Genomic DNA, 8,153 nt, shown 5'->3' with positions numbered 1-8,153 from the left:
CTGTTGCTCCTCGGTGCTGGGCAGTGCGTCGGCGCGAGACTGAGCGAGTTGCGTGAGCGTGGCTTCGAGTTGATGGGCGGACGGATCGCGCAGGTTGCGTATGGCCACGGTCTGATACGGTTGCCAGAGCGCGTCGAGGAGTTCATCGTTGCGCGCGAGACCCGCGCGCAGATGCCACGGTACGCCATGATCCCGGCGGTATTCGAGCGTCTCGATCTGCTGCTGCAGGGCGAGTTGCGCACGCATTGCCTGTGGCGAACCTGGCGCTGCCTGCAGAGCCGCCCACGCGGTCGCTTCGGCATCCTTGATTAGCGCGTGGTTACCGAGGCCCGAGACGACCAGCGCGACCGCCCATACCACGGCCCCGGTTAGGACCGCCATTGCAACCGCATCGCGCCAGTACAAGCCCGCGCGCCGGCCCCGATAACGGGGCGCCCTGGCAGCGATCTCTTTCCATACCGGAAGCAACGCGGCTGGCTGCTCGCGCGTAACCGTCATTACCTGCGGAGCATCGGCAGGCTGATCCGGCGTGGCGTTTGCATCCTCGTCCCCGACCGGTATCGGTACCGGTACGACAGTTGGCACCGGAAAGACCGGCGCGAACATGACGCCTGCGAGCGGCGCACGCAGCCAGTTCGACGAGGCAAGCGTGCCCAGGGTCGTAGCAATCCGCGCGGCATGGTCGCAAACATACTTCGAGATTTGCAACAGCCATATCGCCTTCTCGCGCGTATGAAGGCTCACGCCCGCGTCTGCCGACCTCCACTGAACGTGGTCGAGCAAGTCAGGCACGCATTCGGCGGCATGCTGCGCCTGCCTGCGCGACTCGTTCGGCATGAAGGCGCCGATCGCTTCGAACCGTTCGGATGGACGACCCTCGGTCTCGACCGGGTGAAGGAACGTGATGGGCGCGGCCCAGCCGAGCGCGGTGGCAATCAACGAGAGCGTGCGGGGCAGGTCCGCATCGGGCTCGTCGGCATTTGCGACGTGGACCAAACCATCGACCGGGCGACGACTACGCAATCTGCGTATCTGGCCGAGCCACTTCTCTTTTGCGATACCGTCCGGCGCGGCGTGAACGAGGACGGTCTCGCCGACGTGTATAACGCCTGCCTGCTTGAGTCCCGGCGCAACCTGATCGACCCGCGTATCGCTGCCGTCGACCATCAGCCAGCGCAGACGGCTACGCCAGAACCTGCCATGCGCGACGCGCATTTCCTCGGCCACGCGTTGCAAGCGTGCGTCGTGCTTGAGCGGCTTCGCCGTCGTGGTGCGGTCACCGGTTTCGAAGCGAAACAGTCTGGCCGCCCCAGCATATGCACCCGTCGATACCGAGAACAGATGCGCGATCACGATGACGACTAGCCCGATTGGGATGCCGATCAACAGCCGCATGCGGGATGCGCCATCCGCGATGTCAAAGCGGCCATTCCCGAACCAGATCAGCAGAAGTGCCGCAATGGCGAGGACGAGCGCGGCGAGGGGCATGCCCCAGATCGCCACGCGGCTTGGAGCCGGGTTACTGGCGACGGCGTCGGGTTGCATGTTCTGCAGGTTATTTTGGGGAGTCGTCATGCGAGGAAGCGTTGGTGTTTTCTGCGGGTATGACGTGGAGGATGGCCGACTGTAAGCCATCGACAACAAGTTTCGGGCCGTCTGTGGCGCCAGCCTCTATGGCAGCTGCAATCGCTAGCAGGCCGTTTGCCGCGCCCACGTTGCCGACAATACGATCGAGCCGGTGCTGTGCAGCGTCCTTCGATGCGGTCTGAAAACCTGCGGCAGCGAGCGCGCGGTCGCTGTGTTCAACGGGGCGCGTGATCCACGCGCGTGTCACCGCTGTGGCCCTGGCCTTGCCCCAAATGGCGGCATTCGCGAAGCCGTATTCAGCCCCACCGTCGATTGCTTGGACGGGCCGGTGCAACACAGCCTTGTGGCGGACTTCCGGCGGGAGCCTGAAGTAACCGGGATCGAACAGCACTGCCGCACACCCTTCGGCACAGCCTTCGTCGATGCCCTCGTCGTACCATGCTGCGGCGACTGCGAGGAGCGGACGACTCTCGCGCGCGTCGAGCCAGCCGTCGGCCACCAGCAGGCCGTCGGTCGCGGGGACGGCCTGCACCTCGAGCGGCGGAAGCGCATCCAGCCGCAACGCCTCCCGAACATGAGCCACATACAGGCCCGCTGTCTCTGGCGCGGTCAGCACGCGTACCTGTGGCCAGTACTGCTTTTCATATCGGGTCAACGCCCGGAGACTTCCGGCCAGCGGTTCAATCGCGACACGGATCATCTGGACAGCGGGAGCAACCTCGATCAGCACACCTGCGTCGTCGCCCTCGCTTCCCTCTTCACCGACCAGTGCCGGCCCGGACAGCAACGGGTCATGGTCCTCAAAGCGGTTGCATGAGACCTTACCCGAGCCATGTCGGGCGCTCTGCATCTTCAGGAGCGACTGTCTACCTGCAAGAGCTTCGGCAAGGGATTTGCCCGTCAGTGGTAGGCAATACCCAGCATCAACGACATGCAGCGGGCGCTGTGCGAACCTTATCTTTTGCGCTAGCCAGAGGGCGCGATGGTGGTTGAGCCAGTACGCGCGATACCACAGCACCTCGTAACCCGCGCGTGCGAAGCCAAGCAGGCCCAGGAACACGCCGTTCGGTGCCCCGGCTACCCAGCTCAAGAACGCGAGGCCACGCGCAGGCTCACCCTTCGGCCACGCAAGCAGCACAAATACCGGCCCGAACACGTTACATACGAACCACGTTGCCGCCCATGGCCAGAAACGCATTCTCGGCGGATACCCGCTGGGACGTCCGGCGGGAGAGAGATCGACCGGCATTACTCGACGCTGAAATTCATCAGCGACGAGAGCAAGCGGCAACCGCACGCGCAGCGATAATGATGGAGGGCGACCTCTTTGCCGTCGCGATCGGGAAATTTCGCATAGCCCTCGTTGATAGTGGTCGGTCCGTGCTGCTCGCAGATCGCGTCGTCGCCCTTTCGGGCAAGCGGGCGGCCCATCACCTCAAACCACGGCGAGCCGCCTGTCACTTCGCCGCCGTGTTCGAGTTTGTCGCCTTTACGGATAGGGGTTTGCATAACTTAGTGCGCCAACTGGCTATCCACGGGCGAAATTTTCGAAGAAATTTTTTTACCATTTCGAAAACGATCGATATAAGCATATCCCTGCCCATTGGTCGGATCGCAATAAGTCCCTTTTCGCTCCACGAGAGAAATATTCCCATTCGAAGAAACAGAATAGTGCTCCTCCCAATTTTCACAAGAGCTTTCATGGAAGCACTGCCCGATTAATTCTTTGTTCTTTTCGTCAACACTCAAACACGGAACATCGCTGAGACGCTTATTATAAATATACTCGTCCTTCTCTTTTGAATACAAATAAACGTCATAGAATTCCTGATTCGCCCCGCTATCTCTAAGCATCACAAAATCAGCATAACCATTGAATGTTAAGTCAATAAACTTCGCATCTGATTCCATCGCTCGATTTTTCGCGGATATCATCTGGCTTTTTCCGCGCGGCGTAGTCACGAACGCATGACCATTTGATAGGGTCACGCTTGGCAAATTTTCTGCCATCACAGCGCCGCCAAGCAAGAAAAACAATGCTGCGCAGACATATTTTCGGATCGCCATAGTTCATCCAGCTAATTTCCTAATCAAAGATGATTTCTTACTCTATCTGAGAGTATGCCCACAAATCGCGTCGTCGCCCTTTCGAACAGCGGTGGCCCGACATCTCGGACCACTGAAAGCCGCCTGCCACTTCGCCGCCGCATTCGAGTTTGTCGCCTTTGCGGATGGAAGATTGCATATTGATTAATTTGCGAATTTTATACTTTCCACGACCTTTAAAAGCACGCGGAGCCGATCATCATTAGGGTTTTATACACTCATTACTGGCCCATTGACACAGAGGGCTTGCGAGCCTTCGTTCTTGCTCAGGCAGATATTTAAAATTCTAAATTTGCTTAGGCCCACCAATATCGTCGTACTGTATCCGAGAGCTCGCCAATTGTCACCAAGGAATTTATATTTTCCTTGAAATGTTGGTCCGACTAAATGGATTTTCCGTGTCAATCGATATCCACCCCCCTTTAACCCGTTTAGCGGAAAGTTGATTGACAATATCATCAAAACTGGCCCCAGCCAGACAATGAAAAGTCATATTAAAGTCGACAGAACCGCTATTCGCCGACCCAGCAGAATTCGAAAATTTATATACACCAGTTACCGCAGGCGAACCACATTGAATATCAAACGACCCGCCAGCTAAATCTCCTTTTGTGAATTCACAAGAATCTACCGAATAAACAGGACCGCTGGCATGCTGTACGTTCGCGGCATCCTTCGATGCGCTAACTTCAACGCACGCAACGAGCACAGCCAAAATTGAAGCGATAGTTAAAAAATAACCTTATTTAACGCGATTTTCGATAATTGACGATTTCAATTCCCAGAAGCGCCTCAGGAATCCGATTACTCTCTCTTTTGCTAAGCTTAAATTTGACAATTTCAAATGAAAAACAGGTTAATTCGTTTTTATCGGGGCATATCAAAAAATAGTCTGAAATTCGTTGCTTTCGCTGATCACCGTAAACTGCGTTGACGTAAGCGATCGTTCCATTCCATCCTTGACCCTCAAATTTTCTCTGCCACGCTACTTCTCGCGCATACCGACCACCAGAATCTTCCAAAGCAATTTCGGCGGAAGCCGTAGTTTTTTTTAAGCTTTTCTGTTCTGACGCCTCCGCTTTGGTCGTCAGGCAAGCAAATGTTAACTTCCCTTCAACATCCCTCTTCGCTGGTCTTATCGTCAGATAAAAGTCAATCGAAATGACGTTTTCATCGACTTTTGATGATGATTTTGATATTCGATTGATAAGATTTTCATCCAACTGATATTGACACTGCTTTTCCAAGGACGAAAGATTTTTCTTCAAGTCACCATCATCAGCCATCGATGCCGCGCGTGCGGTTCCGGTGCCTAAGGAAAAAACAAGGCATAGCAGAACTATTCTTCTCATGCGACGCGTCTCCTTTCAAAGTTCTCTGGCCACGATACGTCTTCCTGATTTTGTCCTTTGAAGAGGGTAACGTCAGTCAAGACTACCAACGCATTAACAAACGAGGTGGACCGGTCGACGAGTCCATTCATATTTGGTGGAATTCGGCCGGTTGCACCCGGGTAGTTAACTGCCGTCGCGCAATTCGTGAAAGATTGATTGTAGTACCAAACTTTGATTCCTGAATTTGTGTTGATCGTCCTTCTCTCATTTACAGCAGGAAGATCGGCATACTTGTTTGCACTATCGACCTGCGGAAGTGATAGATTGTGTGCTGTGGGTGCTGACTTATTGGGCCATACCCAATATGCACCTGCACTATGGCTGGCGTGGAAAGCGTCTCTCCCGATCTCGTTACGCCACAGCAGCTCTTGCGGCCCCGGTGGCAGCGTTGGATTCCGGCCTATAAACTTGAAATATTTATAGTAGTTGTTATTCCCGCTTCCCATATTTCCGCCAGGATTAGTTAGCTGAAGAAAACCTCGCCCAAACCAGCCATTATGTAAGTCCGTTGCATTATCGCTACGATTTCCTTCCGTGAGATAGTGAAACCAGCCGGTTTCTTGCGTTGCGTTCCCAATAAAGCAAGCTCGGCGAAGGGGGGTATCGAGCTTAAATTTCCTCATTGAGTTATTCAAACTAACGCCAAAATTTTCGAGCAGAGACGCGGCGAATCCTAGGCTGGGTTGCTCCCACACGCCCGGATTCATGGAGCTATGCGACCCCGGCTTCCTGATAACGAAGGACGGAATGAGTTGAAGTATTTCTCTCTTGCTCAACCATCCGCATTTCCTGAAATGCCGAATAAAGGCCAGCGGATGAAAGAACCAAAGTTGCTCCCCCGCAAGCGGCGTTTTGTCCAGAAACTGGAACTTGCTCAAAAAATTGGTGAATTTGGCGTACCCATCAGGGTTGGTATCTTTCTGCCTCCCAAAAAAACCATATGGATCGTTCAAGTCCTTGTAGCGTTCTTCGTTGTTGGACGAATCCCACTCGCTGCGAGCTTTGAACACCATCCCCCGGAGCTTTGCGTCCACACCCTCCGTGTTCTGTACATAACTGGCAAGCTGTAGGTCAAGCGCATTGCTATTGTGCGGATCGGCTTCGAGCGGTTGCGCCGACGACGGCGGATCCTGGATGCCGGTCAGCTGGCAAAGCGTGGCGTGATCACATCGTCCGGCGTCGCTGAACGGCGTGTTGTCGCCATCGACCTTTTGCCAGCCCGTAAAGAATGGAAAATCCGCGTCAGACAGCTTCTTGATGGCATCCGGGGCGATGTTGATATAGCCAAGTGTGCCGTTCTCGTCAAACGGCACCGCGAGCCAGGTGGCACAAGCCGCCCCAGTCAGCGTTCGATGGTCCGACAAGATGCGTCCAAACCGCAGCATCTCATAACCATCGCTCGGGCACGCCGGATAAAGGGCCATCGCGCGCTCATACATGTCATATTCGTAGTGTTTTTGGGCATTGTCATATGGGTCCGCAATGGGCGCGGGCGTGAGCAAGGTCACGTTGCCACTGCCACCCTTATCGATCCACACGCGCGTAAAGCGCTGCCCCTTGTTGAACCATGCCTCGACATAGAGCGTATCGCCTGCACCAAGCGAGCCGCCTGGCACGCGGGGAAACCACATCTCATCCGTGCCTGCCGGCTGCGGATAAAACTCCTGCGGGCCAGAAATCACGAAATAGCTGTGCCCCCAGTAGTCGCCCGTGGTCGGTTGGGCCGGTTCTTTTACCCCGATCTGTACCTTCTCGAACCAGGCCGTGAAATCGGCGTCCGTCATGAAGATTTCGAAGTGCAGATGTGCCACGCCCTGATGCTGGCCAACGTAGCCAAGCATGTCCTTGCGATACACCTTCTTCGTGCCGCCGATCTGGACCACGCCGTCCTTGCCTCCTCCCGTATCGAGCAACCACTTGGGTAAGGCGTTCGCCGAGCCAGTCTCCGGCGGATCGTTAGGTTGGGGGACAATGTGCTCCTGGTTGGTGATGTCCAGCAGGTGCATGTAGAGCGAGTAGTACGTGATCGTGCGCCCGTCGCCCGTGTCGGTCTTATGCCGCAGCAGGACGAAGCCGGCATTCGAGTTCAGCACCGGCTGCCCGGTCGTCGTATCAGTCGTGCCATCCGAGATGGCGTTCCTGCAGATCCGGTATGCAACGACTTCCCCATCGGCGATCGCGCGGACAGGTTCCGTCTGCTCGCCCGGATTCAGATGGATGGCGCAATGAGAACGCCGGTCGAAGGTGACTGGCCAGGCTCCGTGATGACCGATCTCGAACCGGTCGATGAGGTCCATCATGGGGTCCGGGTTCGACGCGTCGCTGGTCGTCAGGCCCGACGCCGGAAGAAAGGGAGGGCTGATGATCATGGCTTCAGTGAGATGACGAATACAGGTCGGATATCTTCAGGCTGCTTTTCGGCAGGGACGGCAACTGGGTCGGCATGTTGTCGGGGCCAACGAACATGAACGAGCCCGCCTTCATGGTGAACGCGCCAGGACAGTGGAAGGTCATGTTGCCGTTCTCGATCACGAGCGAGGCCCCGCCGCTGTTAAGCGTGATTTTCGACTTCGCGGCCACCTGGACGTCCGCGCTCTCGCTCGCAACGCGGAGCTGCTTCTGCGCGAACAGGTCCATGCCGTCCGTCAGTGCTGCGGCAGTCAGTTTCCCTTTCGCCGCCACCAGATTGATACCGAGCTTATGCGCGCATAGCGAAATCAGCTCGCCCGCCGCCATGCGCAGACGTTTCGCCATGCTGACGTCCATGTCTCGGGCGGTCGCGATCAGGTTCTCGCCCGCCGAGTGCTGTATCGACTTCGGCGTAACGAATGCCATGCCGCCAGGGGCGCTCGCGAGCAGCCCCGCGTCGCGAAGCTGGTTCAGGCTGTCCTGGAGCGCCGCCTGCTTAGCCCGGTCGGCAGGATGGGCACCGGCCTGTGTCGTCGCCGCTGCAAGGTCCGTTACGCGCTGTAGCGCGGCCTTCAGTTGCGCGACGGCAGCAGGCATCTCCAAGTGCGGCGTATCAGCGCCAGCCGCCGCATCGGCCGAAAAGAACAGTCCTTTCGC

Annotated in this window: 6 protein-coding genes and 1 pseudogene; all 7 read right to left on the bottom strand. The window is 56.5% G+C overall.

From position 1 onward, the window contains the following. Positions 1-1,575: pseudogene (locus QCE79_RS38495) on the bottom strand (ImcF-related family protein); the annotation flags it as partial. Then, complete coding sequence (locus tag QCE79_RS38490; RefSeq protein WP_309854237.1) at positions 1,556-2,836, bottom strand: hypothetical protein; 1,281 nt, start codon at positions 2,834-2,836, stop codon at positions 1,556-1,558. The pseudogene QCE79_RS38495 and the gene QCE79_RS38490, both read right to left, overlap by 20 nt. Further along, positions 2,836-3,096: a PAAR domain-containing protein gene (locus tag QCE79_RS38485; RefSeq protein ID WP_250493864.1), complete on the bottom strand. Its 261-nt coding sequence runs from the start codon at positions 3,094-3,096 to the stop codon at positions 2,836-2,838. The genes QCE79_RS38490 and QCE79_RS38485 overlap by 1 nt, the downstream gene beginning before the upstream one ends. A 3-nt stretch (positions 3,097-3,099) precedes the next feature. Then, positions 3,100-3,654, bottom strand: coding sequence for an XAC2610-related protein (locus QCE79_RS38480; protein WP_250493863.1), 555 nt, complete (start codon positions 3,652-3,654; stop codon positions 3,100-3,102). Between the two features lie 785 nt (positions 3,655-4,439). Next, positions 4,440-5,045, bottom strand: coding sequence for a hypothetical protein (locus QCE79_RS38475; RefSeq protein WP_309854232.1), 606 nt, complete (start codon positions 5,043-5,045; stop codon positions 4,440-4,442). Beyond that, a complete protein-coding gene (locus QCE79_RS38470) occupies positions 5,042-7,456 on the bottom strand; it encodes a M23 family metallopeptidase (RefSeq protein WP_309854229.1) in 2,415 nt (804 codons plus the stop codon). The genes QCE79_RS38475 and QCE79_RS38470 overlap by 4 nt, the downstream gene beginning before the upstream one ends. A gap of 4 nt (positions 7,457-7,460) precedes the next feature. After that, a partial coding sequence (locus tag QCE79_RS38465) for a DUF2345 domain-containing protein (protein WP_309854226.1) occupies positions 7,461-8,153 on the bottom strand: 693 nt, incomplete at its 5' end.

It is taken from the genome of Caballeronia sp. LZ003 (assembly GCF_031451465.1).
Classification (GTDB): Bacteria; Pseudomonadota; Gammaproteobacteria; order Burkholderiales; family Burkholderiaceae; genus Caballeronia.
Note: the sequence above shows the minus strand (reverse complement) of the source record. Positions and strands in the feature narration are given on the sequence as shown.

Coding starts and splice junctions, on each gene's coding strand:
- QCE79_RS38480 (WP_250493863.1), bottom strand. CDS start 3,654: ATGGCGATCCGAAAATATGTCTGCGCAGCATTGTTTTTCTTGCTTGGC.
- QCE79_RS38475 (WP_309854232.1), bottom strand. CDS start 5,045: ATGAGAAGAATAGTTCTGCTATGCCTTGTTTTTTCCTTAGGCACCGGA.
- QCE79_RS38490 (WP_309854237.1), bottom strand. CDS start 2,836: ATGCCGGTCGATCTCTCTCCCGCCGGACGTCCCAGCGGGTATCCGCCG.
- QCE79_RS38470 (WP_309854229.1), bottom strand. CDS start 7,456: ATGATCATCAGCCCTCCCTTTCTTCCGGCGTCGGGCCTGACGACCAGC.
- QCE79_RS38485 (WP_250493864.1), bottom strand. CDS start 3,096: ATGCAAACCCCTATCCGTAAAGGCGACAAACTCGAACACGGCGGCGAA.